At 70.3% G+C, this 26,747-nt stretch carries 24 protein-coding genes; 13 read left to right on the plus strand and 11 right to left on the minus strand.

Annotated features, from left to right (window positions below):
- Nucleotides 1-72: 72 nt before the first annotated feature.
- The 4 genes from KFLA_RS26180 to KFLA_RS26195 all read right to left on the minus strand — a co-directional run bounded on the left by KFLA_RS26180 (nt 73) and on the right by KFLA_RS26195 (nt 7,103).
- Nucleotides 73-1,887 carry a sialidase family protein gene (locus tag KFLA_RS26180; RefSeq protein ID WP_012922848.1) on the minus strand — a complete coding sequence of 605 codons (1,815 nt, stop codon included), beginning with the start codon at nt 1,885-1,887 and terminating at the stop codon, nt 73-75.
- 159 nt (nt 1,888-2,046) lie between these two features.
- Complete coding sequence (locus tag KFLA_RS39440; protein WP_012922849.1) at nt 2,047-3,519, minus strand: ATP-binding protein; 1,473 nt, start codon at nt 3,517-3,519, stop codon at nt 2,047-2,049.
- A 16-nt stretch (nt 3,520-3,535) separates the two neighbouring features.
- Nucleotides 3,536-5,197: an FAD-dependent oxidoreductase gene (locus tag KFLA_RS26190; RefSeq protein WP_041289489.1), complete on the minus strand. Its 1,662-nt coding sequence runs from the start codon at nt 5,195-5,197 to the stop codon at nt 3,536-3,538.
- Between the two features lie 124 nt (nt 5,198-5,321).
- Complete coding sequence (locus KFLA_RS26195; RefSeq protein ID WP_012922851.1) at nt 5,322-7,103, minus strand: chitinase; 1,782 nt, start codon at nt 7,101-7,103, stop codon at nt 5,322-5,324.
- A 788-nt stretch (nt 7,104-7,891) separates the two neighbouring features.
- On the opposite strand from KFLA_RS26195, the gene KFLA_RS26200 reads away from it, so the two are divergent.
- The 3 genes from KFLA_RS26200 (at nt 7,892) to ligD (ending at nt 11,420) form a co-directional block, all read left to right on the plus strand.
- Nucleotides 7,892-9,139, plus strand: a complete 1,248-nt coding sequence (locus KFLA_RS26200) for a helix-turn-helix domain-containing protein (RefSeq protein ID WP_012922853.1) — start codon at nt 7,892-7,894, stop codon at nt 9,137-9,139.
- A gap of 19 nt (nt 9,140-9,158) precedes the next feature.
- Complete coding sequence (locus KFLA_RS26205) at nt 9,159-10,286, plus strand: branched-chain amino acid aminotransferase (RefSeq protein WP_012922854.1); 1,128 nt, start codon at nt 9,159-9,161, stop codon at nt 10,284-10,286.
- 126 nt (nt 10,287-10,412) lie between these two features.
- A complete protein-coding gene (ligD, locus tag KFLA_RS26210) occupies nt 10,413-11,420 on the plus strand; it encodes a non-homologous end-joining DNA ligase (RefSeq protein ID WP_012922855.1) in 1,008 nt (335 codons plus the stop codon).
- Nucleotide 11,421: 1 nt separating this feature from the next.
- On the opposite strand, the gene KFLA_RS26215 is transcribed toward ligD, so the two are convergent.
- Nucleotides 11,422-12,576, minus strand: coding sequence for a lipid II:glycine glycyltransferase FemX (locus tag KFLA_RS26215; protein ID WP_202797024.1), 1,155 nt, complete (start codon nt 12,574-12,576; stop codon nt 11,422-11,424).
- Nucleotides 12,577-12,766: 190 nt separating this feature from the next.
- On the opposite strand from KFLA_RS26215, the gene KFLA_RS26220 reads away from it, so the two are divergent.
- Nucleotides 12,767-13,399, plus strand: coding sequence for a nucleoside/nucleotide kinase family protein (locus KFLA_RS26220; RefSeq protein WP_012922857.1), 633 nt, complete (start codon nt 12,767-12,769; stop codon nt 13,397-13,399).
- Here the strand turns inward: KFLA_RS26220 and KFLA_RS26225 are convergent.
- Nucleotides 13,396-14,169, minus strand: coding sequence for a TetR/AcrR family transcriptional regulator (locus tag KFLA_RS26225; RefSeq protein WP_012922858.1), 774 nt, complete (start codon nt 14,167-14,169; stop codon nt 13,396-13,398). The two genes, KFLA_RS26220 and KFLA_RS26225, sit on opposite strands and share 4 nt — an antisense overlap.
- A gap of 81 nt (nt 14,170-14,250) precedes the next feature.
- Here KFLA_RS26225 and KFLA_RS26230 point away from each other — a divergent pair, with 81 nt between their 5' ends.
- The 5 genes from KFLA_RS26230 (at nt 14,251) to KFLA_RS26250 (ending at nt 17,181) form a co-directional block, all read left to right on the plus strand.
- Nucleotides 14,251-15,150 carry a daunorubicin resistance protein DrrA family ABC transporter ATP-binding protein gene (locus tag KFLA_RS26230; RefSeq protein ID WP_012922859.1) on the plus strand — a complete coding sequence of 300 codons (900 nt, stop codon included), beginning with the start codon at nt 14,251-14,253 and terminating at the stop codon, nt 15,148-15,150.
- Between the two features lie 7 nt (nt 15,151-15,157).
- The gene (locus KFLA_RS26235) at nt 15,158-15,931 is read left to right on the plus strand and encodes an ABC transporter permease (protein ID WP_012922860.1); all 774 of its coding nucleotides are present in this window, start codon (nt 15,158-15,160) and stop codon (nt 15,929-15,931) included.
- Nucleotides 15,932-16,203: 272 nt separating this feature from the next.
- Nucleotides 16,204-16,398 (plus strand): hypothetical protein, encoded by a 195-nt coding sequence (locus KFLA_RS26240; protein ID WP_012922861.1) that lies wholly within the window; start codon nt 16,204-16,206, stop codon nt 16,396-16,398.
- 40 nt (nt 16,399-16,438) lie between these two features.
- A complete protein-coding gene (locus KFLA_RS26245; RefSeq protein WP_012922862.1) occupies nt 16,439-16,765 on the plus strand; it encodes a putative quinol monooxygenase in 327 nt (108 codons plus the stop codon).
- A gap of 74 nt (nt 16,766-16,839) precedes the next feature.
- Complete coding sequence (locus tag KFLA_RS26250) at nt 16,840-17,181, plus strand: hypothetical protein (protein WP_012922863.1); 342 nt, start codon at nt 16,840-16,842, stop codon at nt 17,179-17,181.
- Nucleotides 17,182-17,198: 17 nt separating this feature from the next.
- On the opposite strand, the gene KFLA_RS26255 is transcribed toward KFLA_RS26250, so the two are convergent.
- On the minus strand, nt 17,199-17,612 hold the full coding sequence (locus KFLA_RS26255; RefSeq protein ID WP_012922864.1) for an SgcJ/EcaC family oxidoreductase: 414 nt from the start codon (nt 17,610-17,612) through the stop codon (nt 17,199-17,201).
- A gap of 141 nt (nt 17,613-17,753) precedes the next feature.
- Between KFLA_RS26255 and KFLA_RS26260 the strand changes: the two genes are divergently transcribed.
- The 3 genes from KFLA_RS26260 to KFLA_RS38470 are packed head-to-tail and all read left to right on the plus strand — an operon-like array spanning nt 17,754 to nt 18,603.
- Nucleotides 17,754-18,233: a DUF2975 domain-containing protein gene (locus KFLA_RS26260; RefSeq protein WP_012922865.1), complete on the plus strand. Its 480-nt coding sequence runs from the start codon at nt 17,754-17,756 to the stop codon at nt 18,231-18,233.
- Nucleotides 18,233-18,445 (plus strand): helix-turn-helix domain-containing protein, encoded by a 213-nt coding sequence (locus KFLA_RS26265; RefSeq protein ID WP_012922866.1) that lies wholly within the window; start codon nt 18,233-18,235, stop codon nt 18,443-18,445. The genes KFLA_RS26260 and KFLA_RS26265 overlap by 1 nt, the downstream gene beginning before the upstream one ends.
- Nucleotides 18,445-18,603 carry a hypothetical protein gene (locus tag KFLA_RS38470; protein WP_012922867.1) on the plus strand — a complete coding sequence of 53 codons (159 nt, stop codon included), beginning with the start codon at nt 18,445-18,447 and terminating at the stop codon, nt 18,601-18,603. The genes KFLA_RS26265 and KFLA_RS38470 overlap by 1 nt, the downstream gene beginning before the upstream one ends.
- Nucleotides 18,604-18,683: 80 nt before the next feature.
- Here the strand turns inward: KFLA_RS38470 and KFLA_RS26270 are convergent, their stop codons facing one another.
- Nucleotides 18,684-18,899 carry a hypothetical protein gene (locus tag KFLA_RS26270; RefSeq protein ID WP_012922868.1) on the minus strand — a complete coding sequence of 72 codons (216 nt, stop codon included), beginning with the start codon at nt 18,897-18,899 and terminating at the stop codon, nt 18,684-18,686.
- Nucleotides 18,900-19,022: 123 nt separating this feature from the next.
- Here KFLA_RS26270 and KFLA_RS37985 point away from each other — a divergent pair, with 123 nt between their 5' ends.
- A complete protein-coding gene (locus KFLA_RS37985) occupies nt 19,023-19,160 on the plus strand; it encodes a hypothetical protein (protein WP_158307301.1) in 138 nt (45 codons plus the stop codon).
- A 65-nt stretch (nt 19,161-19,225) separates the two neighbouring features.
- Here the strand turns inward: KFLA_RS37985 and KFLA_RS26275 are convergent, their stop codons facing one another.
- The 3 genes from KFLA_RS26275 to KFLA_RS26285 form a co-directional block, all read right to left on the minus strand.
- Nucleotides 19,226-21,004 (minus strand): ABC transporter ATP-binding protein, encoded by a 1,779-nt coding sequence (locus KFLA_RS26275; RefSeq protein ID WP_012922870.1) that lies wholly within the window; start codon nt 21,002-21,004, stop codon nt 19,226-19,228.
- Nucleotides 21,001-22,593 carry an ABC transporter transmembrane domain-containing protein gene (locus KFLA_RS26280; RefSeq protein ID WP_202797025.1) on the minus strand — a complete coding sequence of 531 codons (1,593 nt, stop codon included), beginning with the start codon at nt 22,591-22,593 and terminating at the stop codon, nt 21,001-21,003. Before KFLA_RS26280 ends, KFLA_RS26275 begins: the two co-directional genes overlap by 4 nt.
- 272 nt (nt 22,594-22,865) lie before the next feature.
- Nucleotides 22,866-26,618, minus strand: coding sequence for a S8 family serine peptidase (locus KFLA_RS26285; protein WP_012922872.1), 3,753 nt, complete (start codon nt 26,616-26,618; stop codon nt 22,866-22,868).
- Nucleotides 26,619-26,747 lie beyond the last annotated feature (129 nt).

Raw genomic sequence — 26,747 nt, forward strand, 5'->3', positions numbered from 1 at the left:
GAAGGGGCAGACCGGCGACCGGTCTGCCCCTTGTCGGCTGACTGATTCAGGACATGACAGGGACCGGCCGCGCTATCCCAGCGGCAGGTCGAGCACGACGTTCGGAACAGTGGTGACGTTGGAGGTGCGGATGCTCGCGATCTCCGCCGCCGTCAACGCCCGCTTGTAGATCCGGACCTCGTCCAGCGACCCGTCGAACCGGTGCAGGCCGTCGAGCCGCTGCCCGACGTACATCCTGAACGGCCGGCCCGGACTGATCGACCCGCTGGGCGCGGCGACCGATCCCACCTGCGCTCCGTCGACCCACAGCGACAGCGTGCCCGCCTTTCGTTGCAGAGCGACGTGGTGCCAGGCGTTGTCGTTGTAGGCCCTCGTCGAGGCGACCGCCGCGGTGCTGCCGTTGACGGTGATCAGCCCCCGGATCCGGCTGCTGGCCGGCTCGGCTCGCAACCAGAACTGGGAGAACTCGTTGATCCCGTAGCCCCAGAAGATCGCCTGGCTCGCGGTACTCGCGCCGTACCGGATCCAGGCCATCGCGGTGAAGTCGCCCGATCCGAGCGCGAGCGACTCGGCGTACGGGAGCTGGATCGCGTCGTCGGTGCCGTCCAGGTCCCGCGCCTGCCCGAACCTGCCCGCGACCGCCGTCGTCCCGCCGCGCAGGTAGCTGTGGTTGCCGAGCCCCGACACGTCCGGCGTGGTCGGCCCACTCGCTCCGTCCGGGTGCCCGATGTCGGTCTCGGTGAACCGCGCGAACCGGATCTGGTCCCGCGCGTCGACCGTGCCGCCCTCGTACAGCAGCCCGATCTCGCCGGTGCCGAGCACCGCCATGTCGGAGTAGCCGGACCAGTCGCTGGTGATCCGGGTGCCCTGCTCCACGGTCTGCCAGGTCCTTCCCTCGTCGAAGCTGGACCGGATCGTCAGGTACCGCCGCCGTTCCGGATCGGCCGGCGACGCGAACAGGATCCGGTTGTACTTCGCGCCCTGGTCGGTCGCCCGCAGCCGGACCAACGATCCCTGCACCGTCGGGGTGGTCAGCCCCACCACCGGCGCGTACGGCGCGACGTAGCTCTCGCCGCCATCGTTGCTGACAGCAAAGGCCCGGCTGTTGCCGGCGCTGCCGCCGTTGTTCCGGGCGCCCGCGTAGATGCCGCCGTCAACCTTCTCCACCACACTGATCTCCTGCGGCACCAGTCCGTCGGAGCGCAGATCGGTCGCACCCTTGTGCCAGGTCTCGCCGCTGTCGTCGCTGTAGACGAGCTGACCGGCGTGCTTGCCGCTCACGTCGTAGTTCGTGCCGGCGACCAGGCGGCCCTGGTGCGCGCCGCGGGTCAACTGGATGCCGTGCACCGGCCCGGTCGCGTACCAGCCCCAGGCCGGGTCGTCGATCTGGCCGCCGATGCTGCGGGCCTTGCTGAACGTCAGGCCGTCGTCCTCGCTGAACTGCACGTACGGCGTGCGCGGGCGATCCGTCCCGTTCCCGGGATCCATGGTGGTCAGCAGCACGATCCGGCCGGTCTGGTAGTCCACGATCGGCGTCGGGTTGCCGCGGGTGGCCACGGCGTTCGGGTCGGTGTCGGTGCCCGACAGCACCACCTTCTGCGCCGACCAGGTTCGGCCGTTGTCGGTGGAGCGGCGCATCACCAGGTCGATCTCCTGCGAGTCGCCGCACCACGTCCGCCGCGCTTCGGCGAAGGCGAGCAGCGTTCCGGCCTTGGTCCGGACGATGGCCGGGATCCGGTAGCAGCCGTAGCCGGCGCCACCCTTGTCGAACAGCACGGTCTGGACGACGGCAGCAGGCTCGGCCATCGGACGGGCGCCGGCGGTGGTCGCCGTGAGCGCCGGGAGCACAAGAACGAGAGCAAGCATCAGGCGGAGAGGTGTGGGCATGAAGTCCTGCCTTCCGGGCAGCGCCAGATAACAACGGGGCGAGTTGCTATGCCGTAACTTCTCCACATATCTGATCTCTCAAACCAGGACATCCCATGTCCTCGCCGGAGCGCAAGGTACCTGGCCCGGGCGGACGCCGCTGGGACCGGAAACCGCCGGTCAGATCAAGGCGGCCTGGGCCTCGATCTCCTGCTCGGGGTCGAGCGGCAGGGTGATCTTGAAGACCGTGCGGCCCGGCTCGGACTCCACCCGCAGATCGCCGTGGTGCTTCTTGACCACGATCCGCCAGGAGATGTCCAGCCCGAGGCCGGTGCCCTCGCCGATCGGCTTGGTGGTGAAGAACGGCTCGAAGATCCGGCGGCGGATCTCCGGCGGGATGCCCGGGCCGGTGTCACCGATCTCGACCACCGCGTAGGCGCCGTCGCGGCGGGTGCGCAGCGTCAGGGTGCCGGACGAGCCCATCGCGCTGACCGCGTTGTCGATGATGTTGGTCCAGACCTGGTTGAGCTCCGCGGCGTACGCCGGGATCGCCGGCAGGTCGGGATCGAAGTCCTTGACCACCTCGATGCCCTGCAGCTTGCCCGACATCATCACGAGCGTGGACTTCAGCAGCTCGCGCAGGTCGACCACCTGGAACGGTGCCCGGTCGATCTGCGAGTACTGCTTGGCCGCGCCGACCAAGGTGGAGATCCGGGTGACCGAGTCGTCGATCTCGTTCATCAGCGACTCGGTGTCGATCGTGTACATCAGCCAGCGCACCGCCCCTTCGAGGTACGCCGGGCCGACCGCGGTCAGCACGTCCTCCATCCAGGGCACGTCCAGGCCGGCCGCGGCCAGCACCGGCGCGACGTCCCAGCTGTCCCGGACGTCGTGGTCGTCGAGCCAGTCCGACAGCGCGTCCTCGGCGTCGGACTGCTCCATCGGCGACTGCTCCTTGGCCTTCGCCTTGGCGACTCGCTCGACCGCGGCCTCCTGCAGCTCGACGATCTGGTGCAGCTTGGTCGCGTCGAGCGTGCCGTCGGCCAGCATCGCCAGCTTCGACCGCATCCCGGCGACCCGCTGGCGCAGGGTCGCGGCGGCGCGCACCGCGGCCGCGGCCGGGTTGTTCAGCTCGTGGGTCAGGCCGGCCGACAGCGAGCCGAGCGCCAGCAGCCGCTCGCGCTCGCCCATCGTCTCGTTCGTCCGGCGCATGCCCTGGACGAACCCGTCGATCAGGTGCACGGCCATCGGGAACCACTGGTTCATCATCGTCGCCATCGTCTCGGCGCCGATGACGAAGAACGTGGACGGCTCGAGCACCCGCATGGTCGCGTTGTACGCCTTGCGCTCGTCGGCGCCGAGGAACGCGGTCACCGCCCCGGCGTACACGCCGCGCTGGGTGCTGCGGTTGATCTCCACCTCTTCGCCGTGCGAGAGCTTGCACATCCGGATCCCGCCGGTCAGCAGGATGTAGCAGCAGACCGCTGGATCGCCTTCGCTGAAGACGATGCCGTCCTCGATGCTCTCGACGGTGCCTTCCCGCGCCAGCCACTGCAGCTGCTCGTCGGTCAGGCTCTCGAACAGGAACAGCGTGCGCAGCTCGTCGACCGACAGCCGCCGGGACTCCGCCTCGGTGGTCTCCGCGGCGCTCATCGAACCGTCTCCCTCGTCACAGCATCTCCAGGTATCGGTGCACCAAGGTCACGGCCATCGCCCCGTCGCCGACCGCGGAGGCCACCCGCTTGACCGACTCGGCCCGGACGTCGCCGGCCGCGAAGACGCCCGGCATCGACGTCTCCAGGTGGTACGGCTCGCGCTCCAGCCCCCAGCCCGGCGGCTTGCCGCGCAGGTCGGGCCCGGTCAGCACGAAACCCCGCTCGTCGCGCAGCAGGTCACCCGGCAGCCAGTCGGTCCGGGGCGCCGCGCCGATGAACACGAACATCCACTCCGTGTCCACCTCCCGCGTCTGTCCGGTCGCGCTGTTCTGCAGGGTCATCCGCTCCAGGTGCTCGGAGCCCTTGCAGGACACCACCTGCGTACAGGTATGGACCTCGATGTTCTCGATGCCGTCGATCTGGTTGATCAGGTACGACGACATGGTCGCCTCGAGCGAGGGACCTCTGACCAGCATATGCACGCGCTTGGCATGGTTGCTGAAGTAGACCGCGGCCTGACCGGCGGAGTTCGCCCCGCCGATGATGTAGACCTCCTGGCCGGCGCAGTTCGGGCCTTCGGTGGTCGCCGAGCCGTAGTAGATGCCGCGGCCGCACAGCTCGTCGACGCCCGGCGCCTGCAGGGTGCGGTACGAGACGCCGGTCGCCAGGATCACCGAGTGCGCCGAGATCTCGCTGCCGTCGGAGAACAGCAGCCGCCGGGCGGAGCCGAGCGACTCCAGCCCTACCACCTGACGCGCGGTCAGCAGCTCGGCGCCGAACCGGACCGCCTGCCGCCGGGCCCGGTCGGTCAGCTGCGCGCCGGAGACCCCGTCGGGAAAGCCCAGGTAGTTCTCGATCCGGCTGGACTGCCCGGCCTGACCACCCGTCGCCAACTGCTCCACGAGCACAGTCCGCAGGCCCTCGCTCGCGCCGTACACGGCAGCGCCGAGGCCGGCCGGACCGCCGCCGACCACGACCAGGTCGTAGAACTCCTCCGCCGGCGAGGTGGACAGCCCGACCTTGTCGGCCAGCTCCGACTCGCTCGGGGCGACCAGGACCGATCCGTCCGGGGTGATCACCACCGGCAGGGCGGAGCCGTCCACGCCGGCCGCCTCCAGCAACCGCTTGCTCTCGTCCTCGTCCACGCCGTACCAGCGGTACGGGACGGCGTTGCGGGCGAGGAAGTCACGGGCCGCGAACGACGGCGCGGACCAGCGGTGCCCGATCACCCGGGTCTCGTCGGTGGACGGGTCCGGGGTGGTGCGCCACAGCTCCAGCATCGCGTCGACCACCGGGTAGAGCTTCTCCTCCGGCGGGTTCCACGGCTTGAGCAGGTAGTGGTCGAGGTCGACCACGTTGATCGCCTGGATCGCGGCGTCGGTGTCGGCGTACGCCGTGAGCAGCACCCGGCGGGCGAGCGGGAACAGGTCCATCGCCTGCTCGAGGAACTCGATCCCGGTCATCTGCGGCATCCGGTAGTCGGCCAGCAGCAACGCCACCGGCTCACCGCGCAGCTTCAGCTCCCGCAACGCGTCCAGCGCCTGCGGACCGGTCTCGGCCCGGACCACCCGGTGCTGCTCGCCGTACCGGCGGCGAAGGTCGCGGGCAATCGACCGGGACACCCCGGGATCGTCGTCCACGGTGATGATCACCGGGCGGGAAGTCGACGCTGTCATGCGTCCTTCATACCAGCGCGTGGCCAACTTCCGGGAGCGGTGCGCGAGCAGCCCGGTCATCGACCCGGCGCCGGTGGGACCTGAGCGAGCAGCTGCTCAAGGCGTGGCGATCACGGCCTGACGGTCACGGCAGCGCCGCGAGGTACGGCGCGTGGCTGTTCTGGAACTCCCAGTTGTAGTAGCGGTCCCAGTTGATCGACCAGGTCATCAGGCCGCGCAACGCCGGGGACGCGCCGCCGCGCAGGCTGTAGCCGCCGCAGTTCTGGCCCTTCACCAGACAGTCCAGCGCCTGGTGAACGGCTGCGGGGGCGGTGTAGCCGTTCCCGGCGCTGACGGCGGCCGGGAGGCCGAAGGCGATCTGGTCCTGGCGCAGGCCCGGGAAGGTCTGGCCGGTGTTCGCGACCGGGAAGCCGGCCTTGAGCATGTCGGTCATCGCGATGTGGAAGTCGGCGCCGCCCATCGTGTGGTACTGGTTGTCGAGGCCCATCACCGGTCCGGAGTTGTAGTCCTGGACGTGCAGCACGGTCAGCGCGTCGCGCAGGGCGTGGATCACGGGCAGGTAGGAACCGGTCCGGTTGTCGCTGCCGCCGGAGCCGCCGTAGTGCTGGTAGCCGACCTGGACGAAGAAGGTCTCCGGCGCCATCGTCAGCACGAACCGGCTGCCGTACCGCGCCTTCAGCGTCTTCAGCGCGGAGATCAGGTTCACGATCACCGGGGTGGTCGGGTTGCGGAAGTCGGTGTCGCCGGAGTTCAGGTAGAGCGAGTGGCCCTCGAAGTCGATGTCCAGCCCGTCCAGCCCGTACCGGTCGATGATCGCGGACACCGAGCTGACGAAGGCGTCCCGGGCGGCCGTGCTGGTCAGCTGGACCTGGCCGTTCGCGCCGCCGATCGAGATCAGCACCTTCTTGCCGGCCGCCTGCTTGGCCCGGATCGCCGCGACGAACTCGGCCTCGCTCTCCACGTTCGGGCACTCCGCGACCGGGCAGCGGTTGAACCGGATGTCGCCCGAGGTCACCGAGGTCGGTTCGCCGAAGGCCAGGTTGACGATGTCCCAGGCGGCCGGGACGTCGGCCATCCGGACGTAGCCCGATCCGTTGGCGAAGCTGGCGTGCAGGTACCCGATCAGCGCGTGCTTCGGCAGCCCTGTGCTGGTGCAACCAGTCGTCGTCGCACTGGCCGGGGCAGACTTCGCCGACTCCCCGCTCGCGTTGTACGCCGCGACCGAGTAGCTGTGACTCGTGCAGGCGCTCAGCCCGTCGATCGTCGTACTGGTTCCGCCGGTCACCGTCTTGACGACGTTGGCGCCTTCGTAGACCCGGTAGCCCGTCACCGTGCCGGTGGAAGCAGCCCAGGACAGGCCGATCGCGCTGTTCGTCGTACTGGTGACGGACGGAGTCCCCGGGGCGCTGGGAGCTCCGCCGGTCGGCGGGTTGCCGCCCGGGCCGTCCAAGTTCACGTCGTCGGCCTGGTACGCCGGTTGCCCGTACCAGCCGTGCAGGTAGATCTGGGCGGACGTCTGACTGGCCGTCGTGGTGAACGACACCGTGAGCTGGGTGAAACCACTGGCCGACGGCGTCCATGTCGACGCTCCACCGGTCACGCCGAGGTAGACGTAGGAGCCACGCACCCAGGCCGACAACGTGTACGCCGTACTGGGCTGAACCGGGACTGTTTGGCTGCACTGGCCGCGGTCCGAGCTGGTCACCCCGCCGTTGAGCGCGTAGCTGCCGGTGCGGACTGGACTGGAGACCACTGCGCCGCCGGAGCACGTCCAGCCACTCAGAGAGCCGCTCTCGAAGCCGGGATTGGTCAGCAGGTTGGCAGCCTGCGCGGTGGAGGTGGCGGACACCAGACCGGTGACGGCGAGCAGGAGCGCAGTGAGCGCGGCCAGGAACCGGGAACGCATGGGCGGACCTCCGGGGGCGGTGGGGGGTTCGTTTAGTAGAGAGGTTCCGAAACTCGCGGTCAAGGCGTCGAGCTGTCGGATCACCGCCGCTGTCCGGAAGCCGACGCAGCACTGCTCATTCCGTCAGGAAAGACAGTCCAGGCACGGCCAGACCCCGCCACAGCGCACGCAGCGCCCGGCCACGTCCGGCGCCGGCAGCCACGGCCCGGGCGATCCACGGAGAGGAGCCCTGCCCGGCTCGTCCACCGGCCCTTGCTCAGCAGGCGAAGGCTCCGCCTGGGGCCGCCAGCGCACCTCCGTGGTCCCGGCGGGTCCGTGAGCGGCCAGGACCGCGGCCAGGCCTCCGGACCACACCGAGACACCGGTCTGCTCTCCGCACCACCGCACAGCCACCACCCCATCAGCCCACAGCACCCCTTCCGCCACCGTGCCACCACCGTCGGACCGCACCAGCCAGAAGGGCCGCGGCGGCCCCTGCTGCGCCATGCCCGGTGTCATGCCCGGTGTCATGCCCGGTGTCATGCCCGGTGTCATGCCCGGTGTCATGCGCTGTCGGTCCACACCAGCAAGCCTCACCGCCGGCCACTTGCCCTACCAGGTGTGATCTGTGGGCTCTCCAAACAGCCCACAGCCATCAAGTGCCCGGCGCAGGACACTGGCACCGCACGACGAGTCGCTGCCCCACTTTCTGTCGGTAGGCCCTTGTAGCGTTCCGGATACGCACCGCAACCACCAGGCGTGACCAGTGGTCCGGCCGGCCGGCCCACAGCTCGAGCGGGGGAGGATCTGTGGCTGAGGCAGCGTTCGGCGTGCAGTTGAGGCGGTCCCGGCAGGCAGCCGCCCTGAGCCTGCGCCAGCTCGCGACCCGGGTCGGCTACGACCACAGCTACCTGTCCCAGGTGGAACGCGGCCGCCGGCCGGGCTCCGCCGACCTGGCCCAGCTCTGCGACCGCGAGCTCGGCACCGCCGGCGCCCTGACCACCGCCTTCCACCAGAGCCAGCAGACCCACCGGCCGCGCCCCACGCCGGTCACCGGGCCGGCCTCGCCGGTGCCGACGACGGCGCCGGCCCGGGGTGGAGCGGACGTGCTGGAAGCGGTTCGGCACGGACTGACCGGCTCGCTCGGCCACACCCGGGCGACCGACGAGTGGACCGCCCTGGTCCACGGCTACGCCACCGACCTCCCGCGCATTCCCCCGGGCGAGCTGCTGCCGGAGCTGACCGCCGACCTCGACCTCCTGCACCGATCCGTCGCGCCCGGCTCCCCCGACCTGGCCGTGCCCGCCGCGCAGTACGCCGTACTGATCGCACTGACACTGACGGCGCTGGGCCGGTCCCGGGCCGCCGACCGCTGGTGGCGTACGGCCCGAGCCACCGCTGATGGCTCCACCGAGCGCTCGATCGCCAGCCAGGCCAGGAGCTGGCAGGTTCTCAGTGCGACCGCCGAGCCGCGGGTTCTGACCGCTCTGCTGCCGGTCTCCGCCGAGGCCTCAGCCTTGGCGGAGCGTCCGGCCGATCACGCCCGGGCCACCGCGGCCCAGGCCCGCCTGCTGGCCCTGCTGGGTCTGGCAGACGAAGCCCGTCAGGCGGTGCGTGACCTACCGCCCGCCGAGAAGACGTGCGACACGTCGCTCTTCGGCTGGGCGCCGCACGAGTCGCCCGGCGTGGCGAGCTTTGTCCACACGACGCTGGGCGACACAGCAGCGGCGTACGCGGCGCTCGACTGCGCACTGGCGCTGTGCCCGGCAGATAGGTGCCGCGAGCAAGCAGAGCTTCAACTGCAGCTGGCCGAGTGCCTTGTGCTCGACGGTGACGCTGCGATCGGCCTGTCGATGGCGATGCGTGTCTTGGTCGAGCTCGAGGACCAGTGGCACACCCCAGCTCTGTACGACGCTGGCGGCCGCGTGCTGTCCGCAGTGCAGGGCAAGGAGCTCAGCAGGCCCGCGGTGCGGGACTACCGCGACCTGCTCCGGCGCCGGCCGTTCAATGGCCGGAGTGTGGGCAGTGGGTCGAGTATCGGCAGTCCCCAGGGGTAGCGTGCCGAGAGTGACTGAAGTGAGCGGTGGAGCGACGACAACAGACGCGTGGGACTTCGAGCTGGAGCTGCGCAGTGATCCGGCCGGCGCGGAAGCCCGGACAGCGGTACTGGACAAGCCCGGCTTCGGACAGGCCTTCACCGACCACATGGTGGTGGCGTCCTGGTCCGCGGACCGCGGCTGGCACGACCAGAAGGTGACGGCGTTCGCCCCGCTCAAGGTGAGCCCCGCGGCAGCCGTGCTGCACTACGCGCAGGAGATCTTCGAGGGGCTGAAGGCCTACCGGCACGAGGACGGCTCGGTCTGGGCCTTCCGCCCCGAGCGGAACGCCGCCCGCTTCACCCGGAGCGCCCAGCGGCTGGCGCTGCCCCCGGTGCCGGAGCAGGACTTCATCGGAGCCCTGCGCGCGCTGGTCACCGTCGACGAGGTCTGGGTGCCGCCGACCGGCACCGGCGAGACCAGCCTCTACCTGCGGCCGTACATGATCGCCACCGAGGCCGCGCTCAGCGTGCGCCCGGCCAACGAGGTGCTCTTCGGCGTGATCGCCTCACCGGCCGGCGCGTACTTCGAGACGGGGCCGAAGCCGGTCTCGATCTGGCTGACCACCAGCTCGATCCGCGCCACCCCGGGCGGTACGGGCGCGGCCAAGTGCGGCGGCAACTACGCCGCCAGCTTGGCTGCGATGGCCGAGGCCGTCGCCAACGGCTGCGACCAGGTCGCCTTCGTCGACGCGGTAGAGCACCGCTGGCTGGAGGAGATCGGCAGCATGAACCTGTTCTTCGTGCAGGCCGACGGCACGGTCGTGACGCCCGAGCTGTCCGGCTCGATCCTGGCAGGTGTCACCCGCAGCTCGGTGCTCGACCTCGCCCGCGACCTCGGGCACCAGGTGGAGGAGCGCCGGGTGTCGGCCGACGAGTGGCGCGACGGCGTGCGCAGCGGCAAGATCACCGAGGTCTTCGCCTCCGGCACCGCGGCCGTGATCACCCCGATCGGCCGGGTCGCCTGGGCCGACGGCGACCTGGTGATCGGCGACCACACCGTCGACCACGGCGTCGGCCCGGTCACCGCGACCCTGCGCAAGACCCTGCTCGACCTCCAGTACGGCCGTGTCCCCGACACGCACGGCTGGCTCACCCGACTGGCCTGAGCCGGATCTTCACCACTCACCAACCACCGCCCGTCGCCCCTCCGGGGGCCGCTCAGGCGCGAACGCGGCCCGGCAACTCCGGCTTGGTGAGTGCTGGATGTCCGTGTCGGCGGTTAGGTTGACGTCATGGCTGAGTCCACAGCGGGATCAAAGGCGAAGAGCACGGCCAAGAAGACGGCGAAGAGCAAGAGCCCGTCGATCGAGCTGGAGGTCGGCGAGCGCACGGTCCGGATCTCCAACCCCGACCGGGTGTACTTCCCGGCGCGTGGCGAGACGAAGCTCGACCTGGTGAAGTACTACCTGTCCGTCGGCGACGGCATCGTGCGCGCGCTGCGGGAGCGACCGTGCATGCTGCACCGGTTTCCCGACGGCGTCGCCGGCGAGAAGGTGCACCAGAAGCGCCTGCCGCACGGCGCACCGGCGTGGATGGAGACCGTGCGGGTGCACTTCCCCCGCTACAACCGGACCGCCGACGAGCTGTGCGTCACCGAGGTCGCGCACGTCGCCTGGGCGGTGCAGATGTCGACGGTCGAGTTCCACCCGTGGAACAGCCGCCGCTCCGACACCGAGAAGCCGGACGAGTGGCGGATCGACCTCGACCCGATGCCGGACTGCCCGTTCGACCGGGTCCGCCGGGTCGCGCACGTGGCGCACGAGGTGCTCGACGAGCTCGGCGCCGTCGGATACCCGAAGACCTCCGGCGGGTCCGGCATCCACATCTACGTCCGGATCAAGCCCGACCACGGCTTCGCCGACGTACGCCGCGCCGCGCTGGCCTTCGCCCGCGAGGTGGAGCGGCGCGCGCCCGACGACGTCACGACGACCTGGTGGCGCAAGGACCGCGACCCGGCGAAGCTCTTCGTGGACTTCAACCAGAACGCCCGCGACCACACGATCGCCGCCGCCTACTCGGTGCGCGGCAACCCCGAGGGCACGGTCTCCACGCCGATCCGCTGGGACGAGATCGACGACGTCGACCCGCGGGAGTTCACCATCGCCACCGTTCCCGCCCGTTTCGCGGAGCTCGGTGACCTGCACGCCGGCATCGACGACGACGTCTACACCCTCGACACCCTGCTCGAGTGGGCCGAGCGCGACGAACGCGAAGGCGCCGAGGTCCCACCGGAGGACTGACTCACCGGTTGCGGTAGCGCTGCATCGCGTGGTGCAGGGTCTGGTTGACGACGCCGGGCAGGGTGAGCTCCCACTCCCCCAGCGTCTCGACCACCTCTCCCCCGGTGCCGAGCTTCCAGCGCAGCAGGCCGAACTCGCGCCGGCCGGGGTCGAGACAGTCCGAGATCCCGCGCATGTCGTAGTACGCGGCGCCGAGCCGGTGCGCGTCCTCCATCATCCGCCACTGCAGCGCATGACTCGGCCGGACGTCGCGGCGGTGGTTGGCGGATGCGCCGCACTGGTACCAGACCCGCCGCCCGACGACGTTCATGGTGTGCGCCGCGAGCACCTCGCCCTGGTAGGAGGCCAGGTAGAGCCGCATCCGGCCGTCGGCCTCGGCGTTCAGCGCGCGGTACTGGCGTTGGTAGTACGGCAGCGACCGGCCGAGCCGGAAGCCGTTGCGCTGCTCGGTGACGCCGAGGAGGTGGTGGAAGGTCGGCAGATCGGCTTCCGTACCCATCCGGGTCTCGACACCGGAACGCACCGACTTGTTGAGGTTTCGCCGCCACTCGCTGCTCAGCCCGCTGCGCAGTTCGTCGAGGCTGCGTCCCTGCAACGGCACCTGGAACACGAAGCGCGGCTGCGCGTCACCGCCGGCCCCGTCCTCTCCACAACGCCGCCAGCCCAGCGTCCGCAGCCGGTCACTCACCGACGAACCCATCGGCTCGACCAAGTCGGGCAGCACGTGTCCGATCCGCAGCGACGGACCGGCCGCCGCCTTCAACGTGCCGGCCCGCCATCGCCGCAGCGCGGGCGGCGGTCCGATCCGTACGGCGAACGCTCCGCCCGCCGCCAGGTGATCGACCAGCGGCGTGAGCCACCGGTCCAAGCTCGGCTCGGACCAATCGATGTCAGGCCCTTCGGGCAGGTAGGCGAAGGATCTGCGCAGTCGCGGGACACTGCGGTACAGCACCAGCGCTGTTCCGACGATCTGCTGGTCGGCGTCCCGCCACGCCAGCAGCTCCGACCGCCACTCAGCCTTCACCTGCGCCCAGGACGGGGCCTGCAGAAAGCTGCGGCCGCCGTACAGGTCGGAGGCGGACAAGTACTGCGCTCTGTCGACGGGGGACACCGTCAGCTGGGCCTGTCGCAGTGGACTCAACGTCGCGGTCGGCACCACAGCACCTCCGGGTCAGAGTGAACAGCATCCCTTTGTAGCGAAGACGTAACGAACCACCGAAAACGTTTCTGTCAGGGTTGCTGCTTTCCCTGTTCGACGCCGCGAACCGCGCCGGACGTCACACCACTGCAAGACGGACGCGGCGCAACGTCGATGTTCCGCGGGCAACACGCCCTAGGATCTGCAGATGCGTTCACTCGATCCGGCCGCCGCTCGTGACCGTGCGGTCGAGCTCGCGACGCGGGGACGACGCGCGATGCTCGGGATCACCGGTGCCCCCGCGGCCGGCAAGTCGACGTACGCCGAACTGCTGCTGGCCGACCTGGTCGCCTCGGGACTGCGGGTCGCGCTGGTGCCGATGGACGGCTACCACCTCGCGCAGTCCGCGCTGGAGAGCCTCGGGCTCGCGGACGTGAAGGGAGCGCCGCAGACGTTCGACGCCGGCGGGTTCGTGGCGCTGCTCGGGCGGTTGCGGCAGCGCGACGGCGGCACGGTGTGGGCGCCGCGGTTCGACCGGGAGCTGGAGGACTCGATCGCGGCCAGCATCGGCGTCGATCCGGAGATCGACCTGGTGCTGACCGAGGGCAACTACCTGCTGCTGGACAGCGAGCCGTGGACGACGGGTCGCCGGCTCCTCGACGAGGTCTGGTACATCGACCTGGCCGACGACGTCCGGCGCGCCCGGCTCGAAGCCCGGCACCGCCGGTTCGGCCGCTCCCCCGCCGAGGCGCGCGCCCGGACCTACGGCTCGGACGAGAGCAACGCGCAGCTGATCGCGTCCACCAAGGCGTCGGCGGACGCGGTTCTCGACCTCGGCTAACTCTCGGCGCCGGGAGCCGGGGCAGGGTCCGCGCCGTCCTGGCAGGTCCGCTCGATGAAGTTGGCGATGCCGTCCAGGTAGAGCTGCAGACCGAAGTCGAAGTCGGCGTCGCCGGACTGCTCGAACTCCAGGTCCGGCTGGAACACGCCGGCCTCGAGCACCCGGGCCAGCGCCGGCAGCCGACGCGGATCGACCACCCTCGCCAGCGTCGCGCCGTACCGGCTGAACGCCTCCGGGTTGTCCGCGAAGCCTGCCGCCAGGTCCAGCGACAGCCTGACCTCGCCCTGCACGTACGTGATCAGGCCCATCACCACCCCGACCTTGGCCTCCTCGCTCAGCCCGGTGTCCGCCAACGCCCCCAGCGCCGCATCGAACCAGGCGAGGTTTTTCGGCCCGGTCGGGGGCCCGGGGATCGGCAGCTGCGCGTACCAGCGGTGCCGGCGGATCACGGTGAGCACGTTGTCGGCCCAGAAGGTCAGGCCGGTCCGCCAGTCCACCCCCTCCGGCAGCGGGTCGGGCTGCTCCAGCGCGGCGTCGGACATCAGCGTCAGCAACTCGTCCTTGCTCTTGACGTGCCGGTACAGCGCCATCGTGGAGTTGCCCAGCCGCTCGGCCACCCGCGCCATCGAGACCGCGGCGAGCCCTTCGGCGTCGGCCAGCTCGATCGCTGCCTGGGTGATGTCCTCGATCGACAGGGACGGCTTCGGCCCGCGGCGACTCTCGTTCTGCAGTCCCCACAGCAGCACGACGTCCGGCGGCAGCTCGCTCATCTCCACCACCTCAGTCTAGAAACGACTACTGCGTATCTGCTACGCTAATTAGCGTACTCACTACGCAGTAAGGGGGACCTGATGATCGTCGAGGCCACCGGCCTACGGAAGTCCTACGGCGGCACCGAGGTGCTGAGCGGTGTCGACCTGACCGTGGCGGAGGGCGAGGTCGTCGCGCTGCTCGGCCCGAACGGCGCCGGCAAGACCACCACCGTGCGGATCCTGACCACGCTCAGCCGGCCCACCGGCGGCCACGCGACCATCGCCGGGTACGACGTGGTCCGCGACGCCGCGAAGGTTCGGGAGGTGATCAGCCTGACCGGCCAGTTCGCCGCCGTCGACGCCGAGCAGACCGGCCGGGAGAACCTGGTCATGGTCGGCCGCCTGATGCACCTCGGCCGCGGTCCGGCCCGGCAGCGAGCCGGTGACCTGCTCGACCGCTTCGGCCTCACCGACGCGATGGACCGGCGGGTGAAGACGTACTCCGGCGGCATGCGGCGACGGCTCGACCTGGCGATGAGCCTGATCGGCCGGCCGCGGGTGATCTTCCTGGACGAGCCGACCACCGGCCTGGACCCGGCCAGCCGGCTGACCATGTGGGACGCGATCGGCGAACTGGTCCGCGACGGCACGACGATCGTGCTCACCACGCAGTACCTCGAAGAGGCGGACCGGCTGGCCGACCGGATCGTGCTGCTCGACCACGGCCGGATCACCGCGGCCGGGACCGCCGACGCGCTGAAGAGCCAGATCGGCGGCGAACGGATCGAGCTGTTCTTCGCCGACCCGGCCGACGCGGTGAAGACGGTCGACGTGCTCGGCGGCGTCGCGGACGGCGTACTGGTGAACCTGCCGTCGGACGGGACCGCGACCCACCTGCACGCGGTTCTCGACGAGCTGCGCGCCCAGGGGCTGCAGCCGGTCCGGGTCTCGTCGCACCGGCCCACCCTCGACGACGTGTTCCTCACCCTGACGGCCTAGGAGAGCCATGAGCCACGACAGCTACGCGGCCGCGCTGAGCGACACCGCCACGATGATCGGCCGGAGCGTCCGGCTGACCCGGCGCAACGCCGACACCTTGTTCGTCTCGATCCTGCTTCCGCTGCTGATGATGACGCTGTTCGTTTTCGTCTTCGGCGGCGCGATCGAGACCGGTACGCAGTACATCAACTACGTCGTGCCCGGCATCTTGCTGCTCACCACCGGGTACGGCGCGTCGAACACCGCGATGGCGGTCGCCGACGACATGACCAGCGGCATGATCGACCGGCTCCGCTCGCTGCCGATCCGCAGCTTCGCGGTGCTGACCGGGCACGTCACCGCGAGCGTCGCCCGCAACGCCGTGTCCACCGCGATCGTGCTGGTCGCCTCGCTGGCGATGGGGTTCCGGCCGTCGGCGGGCGTCGCGCAGTGGCTCGGCGCGATCGGTCTGCTGCTGCTCTACGTCGTCGCGCTGTCCTGGCTGGCCGCCGGCCTCGGCGTGGTCGCGAAGTCGGTCGAGTCGGCCAGCGCGCTGAGCTTCTTCATGCTGTTCCTGCCCTACCTGAGCAGCGCGTTCGTCCGCCCCGAGACGATGCCGAGCTGGCTGCGCCCGATCAGCGAGCACCAGCCGATCACGCCGGTGATCGAGACCGTACGCAGCTTTCTCACCGGTACGCCGCTGGGCAGCAACGGCTGGACCGCGCTCGCCTGGTGCAGCGGCCTGCTCGTCGTCTCGGTGACGACGGCGACCCTGCTCTACCGGCGCCGCGCGAACGGCTGAGCAAAAACGAGTGCCCCGGCCAGGGGCCGGGGCACTCGTCCGTGCGGGTCCCGGGGGGAGTGGGACCTCCACACGTGGGGGGACCTCGAATCTATCCCGCCGCTCGGGTCATGTCAGAACCAGCCACGCGTTTTCCGCCGAACGGTCGATCCCTGCGCCCAACGGTCGCCGCCTGCCTTGACAAGAATTTTTCGGTTGGGGTGTCAATTTCGGCCCGGCTGGTCCGACGTACCAGTGAGAGCAGGCACCGACAGATCGAGGAGAGGGTCAGCATGAACGAGAACACCACCAACCAGATGATCGTCACCATGCTGGCCGAGGGCCAGCCGGTCTGGTTCGTCGCCGCGATGGTCAACATGCGCAGCCACGACGTCTACCTGATCGGCAAGGCGGCCGGCTACCCCGACCCGGCCAAGCTGCGCCGGGCCGTCTGGGCCCAGAAGAACCGTACCCGCGCCGCTGCCTGAAGACCCGCTCGCGGCGGTCGCCGTCGGTAGCATCGCGGCCATGATCTTCATCACCGCGAAGTTCCCCGTCCTGCCCGAGCACGCGGACGACTGGCCGGCCATCACCGCCGACTTCACCGCCGCCACCCGCGCCGAACCCGGCTGCCTGTGGTTCGACTGGTCCCGCTCCGTCGACGACCCGACGGAGTACGTCCTGGTCGAAGCCTTCGCCGACGACGAGGCCGCCACCGCCCACGTCACCTCCGCCCACTTCCAGGCCGCCCAGCAAACCCTGCCACCCCACCTGGCCGAAACCCCCCGCATCGTCAACGTCAAGCTCGACCAGTCCAACTGGTCCGAACTCGGCGAACTAGCCGTCAACCGCTGATCACGATGATCCGAAACCTCGGCAGACGCATGACGAAGGCTGGCCCCTGGGTGCCGTCCAGACCCTCGCGCTGGATGCGCATCGCGTCGGCGGTCGTGTCGCTGATAGCAGTGAGTCACCTGATCGCCGACCCGGACGGCCTCACCTTCGCGACCACGGCATGGCTGGTCGCCCTGATGTCGGTCAACATGGCCGCCCCGAGGTGGCTGTACGACGGCCGTGGCACGGCCTGGTTCCGGCGGCACCCCGTGCTGGGAGGACTGATCGTCTTCGCGATGATGGCCCCGCCGCTCTACTTCTTGCTGTCGCCCACCCTGGAGCCTGCGCCCAGCGCACTGATCGCTTCCTTGTCGGCCGGCATCGTCTCCGCGGTCGGACATCTGCGCGACCGCCAACTGGCCCGTCGATCCGACTGACCCCAGTCCCGGGAGCCTCAGTCCTCCGGGACGACGACCGTGTTCTGGGCGGCGGCGATCTGCCAGGTGTCGTTGTCCTTGGCGAGGAAGTAGACGGGGCTGCCCTGGGAGGTGGCAGTGCCGTCGTGCTGGTGGTAGGTCTGGTTCACGTTGACGACGGCGATGTCGGGGCGGACGAAGAGCAGGTGGTCGGGGGTGTAGGTGGCGTAGCCCGAAGCAGTGGCGCCGGGCAGGACGCGGCGGGTGAACTCGGCGATGGTGTCGCGACCGTACAGCCGTTTGCCGTGGCCGGTGACCCACAGGGCGTCCTGCCGGAAGAGTGCGAGAAAGGCGTCGGCATCCTCGTCGCGCTGGGCTTTGTCGACCGTCTTCACGAGCTCGAGAATCTGGTCGACGTCGTTCTGGCTGGGGATCGTTCCGCTGATGTCCATGCCGAGATCGTGCAAGTTGAAGTGCTGTTGAGATCAAGCCCGCTCTCGATCACGTACTGGGTCCGCAGCTCGTCGACCCCGGCGACTCGCTCACCCTGCTGATCGATTGATATTCGATAGGTTGTCAGCGATACTCGATGCATGATCGCAGAGCACCGGGCCGTCGCCCCGCTTCGAGTGTTTCTCGTACTGCTGTTCGGGATCCTCGTCTTCTTCGAGACCGTGTCGCTGCCGGGTCAGTTCGCGTACATGGCCGAGGAGTCCCCCGAGCACGCGTACCTGCGGTGGCCGATGACCGCGATCTCGATCTTCTGGGTGGTGTGCGTCCAGGTCGTCATCGTGTCCACCTGGAAGCTGCTCACGCTGGTGAAGAAGGACCGCATCTTCAGCGACGCCTCGCTGGTGTGGGTGGACGCGATCATCTGGGCCATCGCCGCCGCGTGGCTGGTGCTGCTCGGCGTCTTCCTGTACTTCGGCTTCAAGGCGACCGATCCCGGACTGCCGTTGCTGATGTTCCTGATGCTGATGGGCGTCACCGTGCTCGGCCTGCTGATGGTCGTGATGCGCGCCCTGCTGCGGCAGGCCACGACGCTGCGGTCCGACATGGAAGCGGTGATCTGATGCCGATCGTCGTCCGCATCGACGTCGAGCTGGCGAAGCGCAAGATGAGCGTCGGCGAGTTCGCCGAACGCGTCGGCCTCACCCCGGCCAACGTCGCCGTACTGAAGAACGGGCGCGCCAAGGCCGTGCGTTTCAGCACGCTGGAAGCCATGTGCCGCGTCCTCGACTGCCAACCCGGCGACCTGCTCGAGTGGGTCGAAGAGGAGTCCTGATGAGATATCTGCTCGTAGTGATCGGCGTCCTGATCGGCGCCGCGGCTGTCGTGCTCGGCGAGGGGGACGACTCCCCCGGCCTGCAAGGACTCGGCGTACTGCTCGCGCTCGGTTCCATCGTGTACGGCGTACGGACCGCGCGGCGCGGCCGGTCCTAGCGCTTCCTTGCCTGGAGCAACTGCATCGACCGGGCCGGCGCCGATCCACAGCAATGATCGGCGCCGGTGGTCGTCAAGGGTTACCGGCGACGGCCCCACCGGGCACCGGCACCGACGCCGGCGAGGTGCAGGGCGACGCAGAGCAGACCTGCCATCAGCAGGGTCTGCGGGGTGAAGGCATCACTGACGCTGGCATTGGCCCAGTCCAGAATGAGGGCGAGGCCGAAGATGACAGCTGCGATGATCGCGAACATGCGGTACTCCTTGGTGGGTTCCATCAGGCGGAAGCGGCTCATCTACTCACCGCGTACCCTCCACGCACAAGATCGAAGCGCCCCCGAACCACAGGCACTTTCAGGAACCACCAGGAGGTCAGCACCACTGGCAGTGTCCCGGCCGGGATCTTCGACGACTTCGTGGTGAGCGCCCACTCGACCCGCAGCACGCCCCGACTGTCCTGCGTGCTCACTCGCGTCTCCGCGGCGTACGCCGCCGTCGGCTTCGTCAGGGACGGCGCGGAGCAGACGATGCACAGCCCGACGCTGCAGGTCCAGTAGCTCGACGGCCCGGACGCTAACGACAGCTGGCGTCCGGGCCGTCGGCAGCGTGACTGTTCTGCACGTCAGGTCGCCCCCGGCTCGCGTCTCGGGTCCTGGTCGTCGTGGCCGCCGTGCCACGACGCCCAGAGGGCGGCGTACGGGCCGCCTGCGTCGACGAGTTCGTCGTGAGTGCCCAGTTCGACCAGTTCGCCGGCTTCCAGGACCGCGACTCGGTCGGCGTCGTGGGCGGTTTGCAGACGGTGGGCGATCGCGATGACCGTGCGGCCGCGGAGCACGGCGGCGAGGGATTGCTCCGTCTCCCGGGCGGTGGTCGGATCGAGCAGCGCGGTTGCTTCGTCGAGGATCAGCGTGTGAGGGTCGGCAAGTACGACGCGCGCCAGCGACAGTTGCTGGGCGCGCGCGCCGTCGAGGCTGACCACGGTGCCGACCTCCGTGTCCAAGCCCTCCGGCAAATCCTTGATCCAGCGCGCACCCAGGGCCTCCAGCGCGCCGTGCAGCTCCTCGTCGGTGGCGTCCGGCTTCGCCACCCGTAGGTTGTCGCGCACCGTGTCGTGGAAGACGTGGTGGTCCTGGGTGACCAGGACGACTTGTTCCCGCAGCCGGTCCGGCGAGAGGTCCGCCACGGGGGTCCCGCCCACGGTGACCGACCCCGTGCGTGGCCGTTCCAGACCCGCCAGCAACCGGGCCAGCGTGGACTTCCCCGCCCCGGACGTGCCGATGACGGCCAGTCGTTCGCCGGGCCGCACCACCAGGTCGACTCCGCGCAGTACGTCCCGGCCGCCGTCGTAGGCGAAGCGGACGTCGGCGACCTCGATGCGGTCGTCGACCGGGTCCGCGGCCGGCCTGGGCTCCTCACGCGGTACGTCCGCGAGGCCCTCGATCCGCGCGTAGGAGGCGATCGCGGCCTGCAGCTGCTCGACCCAAATCGTCAGTGTGTCCAACGGACCCACCAGCTGTCGCATGTACACCGTCGCGGCCACCACCACACCGATGCTGACGGCACCGTTCGCATGCAGTGCTCCGCCGACCAGCAAAACGCCGACCGGCGGAAGCGCGCACGAGATGTCGAACGACGGGTACAGCACCGTCCGCAGCCACAGTGTCCGCAGCCGGGCAGCTCTCAGGTCGGCGACTGCTTCGTCCGTGGCCTCTGCGCGGCGGCCTTCCAGCGCGAGCGCCTCGATCGTGCGGGCGCCCTTCGCTGTGCTCGTGACGACGTCGGCGAGCTGCGCACCGCTGGCCGCCTCGGTCAGGTACGCCGTACGGGCACGTCGCAGGTACCACCGCAGCGCGACGCCCACGCCGACCAGGCACACCAGCCCGCACAACCCGAGCAGCGGGTTCAGCACGAGCACTGCGGCGATGAGTAACAGCGCCTGGACGACGGCCACCAGCACCTCGGGCACCGCCCGGCGCAACGTGAACGCCACCACGGAGGCGTCGGTACTGCCGCGCGCGATCAGGTCGCCGGCGGGCACATGCTCCGCGACGGACGGCGGCAGCGCCAGCGTGCGAGCCACGAACCGCTCGCGAACCCGAGCCGCCGTGCGCTCACCGAACCGGTAGCCGACAGCCAGCGCCCACCGCCCCAGCAGCAGCTGCACGACGGTGAACACCAGCACCCCGAGCGCCAGCCGATCAACCGTTCCCAGAACGTCGCCGGACCCCGCCCGAACCGTGTCAACGATCCGGCCGAGCAGCCACGGGCCGACCAAGCCCGCCGCGGAGGCCAGCCCGTTGAGCAGTACGAGGCCGGCTACCGCGCCGCGGTCCGCGCGGATGTCGCTCCAGGCCGCGGCCCGGACGCGGGCTGCCCCGGCCACCGGCAGCGTCGTACTCACGAGCCCACCTCCCCGTCCTGCACGCGGGAGACCAGCTCGCGGTAGGCCAGGTTGTCGCGCAGCAGCTCCTCATGAGTGCCGGACGCCGCAGCGCGGCCGTCGGCCAGGAAGATGACCTCGTCGGCCTGGTCGAGAACCAGCGGCGACGTCGTGGTGACCACTGTGGTGAGATCCCGCCTGGCCGCACGCAACCGCTCGACGACAGCTGCTTCCGTACGCGCGTCGACCGCGGACGTCGGCTCGACGGCCAGCAGCACGTCCGGTGCGGCATAGACGGCTCGAGCCAGGCGGAGCCGCTGCCGCTGCCCACCTGACATCGTGCTGCCGCCCCAGGTGACGGGCGCGTCCAGACCGCCGGGCAACGCATCCACGACGTCCTCCGCCACGGCGATCCGCACGGCCGACCGCACCCGCTCGTCGTCGGGCAGGTGCCGACCTGCGACGGCCGCGCGTACCGTCCCGGCGAAGAGCTCGGCATTGTTGTCGGCGACAACCAACCGCTCGCGCAGCTGATCAGCCGGCACCCCGTCCACCCGCACGCCCGCCCACGTCGCGTCGGTGCGGGCGAAGCGGCCCAGCCTCTCCACCACCGCGATCGCGTCCTCCGGACGCGCGCTCACCAGCGCCGTGAACAGACCGGGACGCACGACGACGCCGGACTCCGGGTCGGCCAGCGGTCCACAGCCGGCTGGCAGATCCAGCGTCTGGTGGCCGTTGTCGCGCTCAGGCTGCAGATTGAGCAAGTCGATGATGCGCTGCGCGGCGACCCGGCCGCGGGCGATGTCGCCACCACTCTCGATGAAGGACGCCACCGGTACGACGAGGACAGCGACGTAGCCGTACACCGCGACGAGGTCGCCGATGGTGATCTCGCCCTGCGCGGTCATCCGCGCCGCCAGCCATACGATTGCGGCCAGGAACAGCGCAGGCAGTCCGCTCGACAGAGCAGTCACCCAGCTCGCCGGGCCGGCGACGCGGTAGCCACGCTCGACCAGATCCTGCGACTGGCGGCGGAAGCGCTCGGCCGCGAACTCCTTGCCGCCAAGGCCGTTCAGTACGCGCAGGCCACCCAGGATGTCCACCAGCCGCGTGGTCAGCGTTCCCACGTCCGTGCGGTAGTCGCCACCGGTGTGCTCGATGTGCCGCAGCAACGGCCCGACGGTGACAGCCAGCAGCGGTACGCCGGCGAGCACGATCAACGCCAGCAGCGGCGAGATCGTGAACAGCACCACGGCAACCACGGCGTACGCCACCACCGCGCCGAACCCTGGACCGGTCACGGTCATCGTCAGCGTGACCGCCTGGACATCCGTGATGCCGATCGTCACCACCTCCCCCGCGCCGATCCGCCGGGACAGCGTGGAGCCCAAGCGGGCGGTGTGCCGCACGACCGCGCGCACTGTGCGGAACGACGCGTCCATCCGGATCTTCGTCATCGTGCGGTGCCGGGCGATCGCGAGCACGGCGATCAGCACGCCCACCACGACGAGCACCACCGACCAGGTGACCAGGGCCGCGGTATCGCCGGCAACGAGTCCGTCATCGACCGCGCGAGACAGCACCCACGGCGGCACCGCCAGCCCGACCATCCAGGTACTGCCCAGCGCCGCCCCCGCCGCGACGCGCCGCGGCTGCGACCGGGCAAGCCAGAACAGAAACCGGAAAGGCCCACTCGTGTCGCGGGGCGCCGGAGGAGCCCAGTCCTGAGTCCTCTGATCCGCCCCCGCCTGGCTGCTCGGCATTCGGCAACCCTAGCTGTGCGACGTGTCGCTCAGCCCCGAGCGCTGATTCAGAGACAGCTCCGCCCGCTGCCACGAGCACGGCTTGGGGTGCGGACTCGCACCCCAAGCCGTGATCCCTTCTACTTGAGGCCGTAGGCGGCTTGGATCTCCTGCTCGATACGGTTGCCCTTGGCGTCGGTTGCTGCCAGCCGCAACGACGGAGCGCCACCAGCCGTTCCGGCCGGATGAAGCACGCTTGTGACGTACTCGCCATCGGCGACCTTGGTCAGCGCGAGCCGCTTCCAGGCCTTGCCGTCGTACGACAACTGCAGCGTCGCGCCGGTGAAAGGCGCACCCGCCGAGCCGTGCTGATGCCGCAGTCCGAGCCCGATCCTCACCGGCACGCCCGTTCGGACTTCACTGGCGGCACTGGCCTGCGGCAGGTCGACGTCTGCGAGCACGAGCGGCATCACCTCGGACTCGCCACCGCGTGCCGACCAGCTCCAGGTGGTCCGGACCCGCTTGGCGTACTTCCAGAACGGAGACGTCCTGGTGGTGTCGAGCCTCGCCTGATAGGCGGCGGGCCCAGCCGGCAGCCCGGCCACGAAGACACGGGTCCAGTCCGCGGCGGCGACCTGCTCACCGTTCCGCCGGATGGTCAGCGAAGTGCCCTCCGCCGGGAACGAGTCCTCGCCGCTCTCGTACTTGTTCTGGTACTGCGCGACCTGGAACATCAAGCCGGAGTCCTGCCACCGGACCCCCATGAACTCCTCGCCGGGCGCGTCGGGCAGTCCGCTGTTCTGCACAGGGGCGCCCCATCTGAGGCTGACCCGCTCCCCCGGCTGGTAGGTCCTCCTGACCTCTCTGGCAGAGAAGTGGTGCCTCGACCCGTCACCGGCTGCGTAGGCGGTTTCCCAGGCCGTGTCGTTGGCCTGCACGAACGAGGTCAGCCGGTACGGCGCCTCCCGGGCCACGCTCCGGCCGACGAAGTGGTTGCCGATCGGGGTGTAGCCGGCGCGCGGGGTATAGACCTGCACGCCGGTCGTGTGCGCGCCGAAGGTCTCGTCGAGCCGAGCGAGCTGTTCCGGCGCGACCCGCACCGTGCCGAGCACCGGAATCCGGCCGGGCCACGACTGCGTCAGGTCGTACAGGTACGACGGATGCGCGGTCCCGGTGATCCGCAGCGTGACCGGTCCGGCCTGCAGCCGGTCGAGCAGCAGGCGCGCGGTGACCCGCGAGACGCGCATCGCGGGGATGCCGGCTTCGATTGGCTCCCGGCCTTGCCACCCGCCGAAGACCGCGTTGTCGCCCGGGCGCTCGGTGGTGTAGATGATCGCACCGGTCGCGCCCGCGGCCTCGGCCAGCTTGACCAGTTCGCCGTTCTCCCGCGGGTCGTCGCCGGCGCGACGAATCAAAGCCACCTTGCCGCGAACAGCGGCGAGTTCGTCCGGCGTCGCCGATCCCGCGTCGGCCAGCGGCAGGTCACGAACGCCCGTGAACGTCGGACCTCCCCAGAACGGCAGGACGGACAGCGCCGCACCACCAAGCACCGCGGCCCGGTACTCCGGCACGAACAGCCGGGCGCCCATCATGAACTCGGAACTGCCCGTGGTCAGCGGACGGCTGGCCGCTACCGCGGCCGACCGCTCACCCGCGACACCCCAGTCGAGGATGAAGCCGCCCGTGATCAGACCGGCCGCGTTCTTCGCCAGGTAGCTCACGGTTCGGTCGGCCGGCGCGACCCGGCCATCGTCGCGCGGCACGATCCGCACCGGGTGGGTGGTGCGCAGGTCCATCGTCACGGTGGTGTCACCGGCCAGCGCCAGCTCGTCACCGGCGAGCAGTTCGAACGTCTCCGGCCGTGTGTCGGTGGCGGGTGACAAGTAGGCGGCCGTGACCTGGTACCGGCCCGGCGCCAGACGAGCCGTCGCCGTACCGTCGCGCATCTCCGGCAGCGACCCCGGCGGGAGCCGACCGGAGTCGAGCGGCGCTACCGAATATCCCAGGTCCGCCGGCGCGCCGTCGCGACCGATACCCTTCACGGTCAGCGAGTACCGCTCGGGTTCGGTCGACCAGGCAACCGTCGTCACCAGCGGGTCGGCGCCGGCCGCCTGGGCGGTGATCCGGCCGGCGAAATCTCCAGCGCCGGCGACCGTTCGGTCAGCCGTGACTGTCACCGCCGCCTCACCGTTCGCGGGTACGACAAGCTGGTCCGTGCCGACCTTGAGCCCGGCCGGCGACGGTTCCACCGATACCGCCAGTCGCAGCGTGACCGGCGAGCCGGTCGGGTTGCGATACGTCAGGACGCGGCTGATCTCGTCCTTGGCCGGGTAGGGCCACGACAGCCGGCCGAGTTCGAGCTCGCCCGTGTCGACGGCGACGCCCGTCGCGGTCGCCTGATCGGCGTCCACCCGGCCCGCGCCTTCCTCATCGGACAGCGCGCCCTGCGGGTCGGCGGTCGACATCAGCCGCGCCCGGAGCTGATCCGCCTTCCATCCCGGGTTGGCCTGGGCGACCAGAGCCGCCGTACCGGCGACGTGCGGGGTGGCCATCGACGTACCGGTGAGGGTGGTGTGGTGCTCGTCGACCGGTGTGCCCAAGCCGGTGCCCGCGGCCCGGGCGGCCACGATGCCGGTGCCCGGGGCCGAGATCTCCGGTTTGCCCGCGCCGTCACCGAGACGCGGCCCGCGGCACGAGCTGTCGTTGAGCGAACCGTCGCGCTCGAGGTTGCCGACGGCAAGAGCCTCGGCTGCGGCCGCCGGTGCACTGATCGAGAACGACTCGGGCGCACCGCAGTTGCCCGCGGCGACGACGAAGAGGGTGCCGCTGTCCCGGGTCATCCGGTCGAGCGCCACCGACAGCTCGTCGGTCCCGTCGCTCGGGAAGACGCTGCCGAGGCTGAGGTTGACGACCGCCGCGCCTTGGGCGACGGCCCATTCCATCCCGGCGATGATGCTCGACGACGTACCGGATCCTTCGTCGTCCAGGACCTTGCCGTTGAGCAGCGAAGCTTCCGACGCGACACCGCGGTACTTCCCGCCGGACGCGGCCCCGCTGCCCGCGATGGTGCTGGCCACGTGCGTACCGTGGCCGGAGTGGTCGATCGCGTCGGGTGCCTCGCTGAAGTTGGCCGAACCGGTGATCCGCCCGGCCACGTCCGGGTGGGCAGGATCGATGCCGGTGTCCAGAACCGCGACCTTCACGCCGCGACCGGTCAGGCCGCGCGCCCACGCGGCGGGAGCACCGATCTGGGGCACGCTGAGATCCAGCGTGGCCGACACCCGGCGATCGAGCGTCACGCGCTGGATCGCAGGGGCCGAGGCCACCGCGGTCCAGAACGGCGGAGCGGTCGCCGGGGTGACGGTGCCGGCCCGCGCGCCGAGACTGGTCAGCACCCGCTGCCCCCGCAGGCCCGGTACGGCGGTCTGCCGGGCTCGGCCGATCGCGGTGGCGCGGGTCCCGGCGTACCGCACGATGACCGGGATCCGCCCGTCGTCCCGCAACTCCCGGACCAGCGTGGTGACGTCGAACAGCGTCCGGTCCAGCCGCCCTCGCGTCACTGCCCGCTGGGCCGCGACCGGCACGACGTACACGTGCCCACCGGAGTACGTGGTGATCGCGCCGGTGGATCCGCTGCCCTTGGCCGGCTCGAACGTGACGCGCTCGGGCTGGCCCGGGCGTTGGACCACCTTGACGCGGTCGCCGGTGATCAGCGTGACGTACTTCGGTGCTTGCCCGTTCACCGTCGAGTCGGTGGGGCCGGCCCGGTCCGGTGGACCGGCGCCGTTCGCCCCGCTGCTCGGGATGAGCGGCAGGGCGGCGACCAGCAGGAGTGCGATACCGGCTCGCCACAGGCGCACCGGCCTCGCCGCCGCGTGGTTCGTGGAGGTCATGCCAACGTCCTTTCGTCGTCCCGCGGCGGGGGCAGGAATTTCGCCCACCTGAACCCGCAGGACGCACTGGGCCTGGATCGGATCACCCTCAAGGACGCCCCGGGCCCCACGATGCGTGTCACCCGCGCC

It is taken from the genome of Kribbella flavida DSM 17836, assembly GCF_000024345.1.
GTDB lineage: Bacteria > Actinomycetota > Actinomycetes > Propionibacteriales > Kribbellaceae > Kribbella > Kribbella flavida.

Excerpts from the sequence above, each read along its gene's own strand:
- KFLA_RS26180 (WP_012922848.1), bottom strand. The coding sequence starts at position 1,887 with ATGCCCACACCTCTCCGCCTGATGCTTGCTCTCGTTCTTGTGCTCCCG.
- KFLA_RS39440 (WP_012922849.1), bottom strand. The coding sequence starts at position 3,519 with ATGAGCGCCGCGGAGACCACCGAGGCGGAGTCCCGGCGGCTGTCGGTC.
- KFLA_RS26190 (WP_041289489.1), bottom strand. The coding sequence starts at position 5,197 with ATGACAGCGTCGACTTCCCGCCCGGTGATCATCACCGTGGACGACGAT.
- KFLA_RS26195 (WP_012922851.1), bottom strand. The coding sequence starts at position 7,103 with ATGCGTTCCCGGTTCCTGGCCGCGCTCACTGCGCTCCTGCTCGCCGTC.
- ligD (WP_012922855.1), top strand. The coding sequence starts at position 10,413 with ATGGCTGAGTCCACAGCGGGATCAAAGGCGAAGAGCACGGCCAAGAAG.
- KFLA_RS26220 (WP_012922857.1), top strand. The coding sequence starts at position 12,767 with ATGCGTTCACTCGATCCGGCCGCCGCTCGTGACCGTGCGGTCGAGCTC.
- KFLA_RS26225 (WP_012922858.1), bottom strand. The coding sequence starts at position 14,169 with ATGAGCGAGCTGCCGCCGGACGTCGTGCTGCTGTGGGGACTGCAGAAC.
- KFLA_RS26230 (WP_012922859.1), top strand. The coding sequence starts at position 14,251 with ATGATCGTCGAGGCCACCGGCCTACGGAAGTCCTACGGCGGCACCGAG.
- KFLA_RS26235 (WP_012922860.1), top strand. The coding sequence starts at position 15,158 with ATGAGCCACGACAGCTACGCGGCCGCGCTGAGCGACACCGCCACGATG.
- KFLA_RS26240 (WP_012922861.1), top strand. The coding sequence starts at position 16,204 with ATGAACGAGAACACCACCAACCAGATGATCGTCACCATGCTGGCCGAG.
- KFLA_RS26245 (WP_012922862.1), top strand. The coding sequence starts at position 16,439 with ATGATCTTCATCACCGCGAAGTTCCCCGTCCTGCCCGAGCACGCGGAC.
- KFLA_RS26250 (WP_012922863.1), top strand. The coding sequence starts at position 16,840 with ATGCGCATCGCGTCGGCGGTCGTGTCGCTGATAGCAGTGAGTCACCTG.
- KFLA_RS26255 (WP_012922864.1), bottom strand. The coding sequence starts at position 17,612 with ATGGACATCAGCGGAACGATCCCCAGCCAGAACGACGTCGACCAGATT.
- KFLA_RS26260 (WP_012922865.1), top strand. The coding sequence starts at position 17,754 with ATGATCGCAGAGCACCGGGCCGTCGCCCCGCTTCGAGTGTTTCTCGTA.
- KFLA_RS26265 (WP_012922866.1), top strand. The coding sequence starts at position 18,233 with ATGCCGATCGTCGTCCGCATCGACGTCGAGCTGGCGAAGCGCAAGATG.
- KFLA_RS38470 (WP_012922867.1), top strand. The coding sequence starts at position 18,445 with ATGAGATATCTGCTCGTAGTGATCGGCGTCCTGATCGGCGCCGCGGCT.
- KFLA_RS26270 (WP_012922868.1), bottom strand. The coding sequence starts at position 18,899 with ATGAGCCGCTTCCGCCTGATGGAACCCACCAAGGAGTACCGCATGTTC.
- KFLA_RS26280 (WP_202797025.1), bottom strand. The coding sequence starts at position 22,593 with ATGGTCGGGCTGGCGGTGCCGCCGTGGGTGCTGTCTCGCGCGGTCGAT.
- KFLA_RS26285 (WP_012922872.1), bottom strand. The coding sequence starts at position 26,618 with ATGACCTCCACGAACCACGCGGCGGCGAGGCCGGTGCGCCTGTGGCGA.